Genomic DNA, 691 nt, shown 5'->3' on the forward strand with positions numbered 1-691 from the left:
TGTTGAGCCCCGAAAATTAAAACGGCATATCACTTTCTAGTTCATCAACCGAGCTGGCTGTTGCTCTACCTTTTGCCTGTGCGTAGCTGTTAGTAGCAGTCTCACCTTTGGTTTGACTTGCCCAGTTGTTAGACTGCTGATTATCATCACGCCCACCTAGCATTTGCAGTTTCTCGCCGATAACCTCGGTTAAGTAGCGCTCAATGCCGTCTTTGTCCGCATATTTGCGTGTTTGGATACGTCCCTCGATATAAATCTGACTACCCTTGCGGAGGTATTGCTCGCATACCTCGGCTTGACGACCGAAAAACACCACTCGGTGCCACTCAGTGCTTTCATTTTTGCCGCCGTCTTTGTCGTACTGCACGTGATTTGTAGCAAGGCTTAGGTTTGCGACTTGAATTCCGCTCTGAGACGCACGCGCCTCGGGATCGGCTCCCAAACGCCCGACCAGGATCACTTTATTTACTGACATGTTTAAAACCTCCTAGGCTGTTTACCAAATCTGTTAGTAGGTCATCAAACTCGCTACACATGAGCGTCATATCCGCATCGAACCGCTCTTGATCATGCTCTGCTTGACTAGCTTTTTCTTGCATAATCTCAAGCGTCTGAATGCGTTTAATGGTGCTGTCACTATGCAGCACAAAGCTAATTCGGTCACGCCATGTCATGCCTAACTGCGTTACCA

General features: G+C 48.2%; 2 protein-coding genes. Both read right to left on the minus strand.

The window, feature by feature from the left end:
* Positions 1-16: 16 nt before the first annotated feature.
* On the minus strand, positions 17-475 hold the full coding sequence (locus HMPREF3179_RS02255; protein WP_070469547.1) for a single-stranded DNA-binding protein: 459 nt from the start codon (positions 473-475) through the stop codon (positions 17-19).
* Positions 462-691, minus strand: a 230-nt coding sequence (gene rdgC, locus HMPREF3179_RS02260; protein WP_141743420.1) for a recombination-associated protein RdgC, incomplete at its 5' end; no start/stop codon positions are given. The genes rdgC and HMPREF3179_RS02255, both read right to left, overlap by 14 nt.

Origin of the sequence: Oligella sp. HMSC09E12, from assembly GCF_001808505.1 — a bacterium.
In the GTDB taxonomy this organism is placed as follows: Bacteria; Pseudomonadota; Gammaproteobacteria; order Burkholderiales; family Burkholderiaceae_B; genus Oligella; species Oligella urethralis.

Bases quoted from the DNA above. Each gene is read 5' to 3' on its own strand.
- HMPREF3179_RS02255 (WP_070469547.1), bottom strand. From the start codon at position 475: ATGTCAGTAAATAAAGTGATCCTGGTCGGGCGTTTGGGAGCCGATCCC.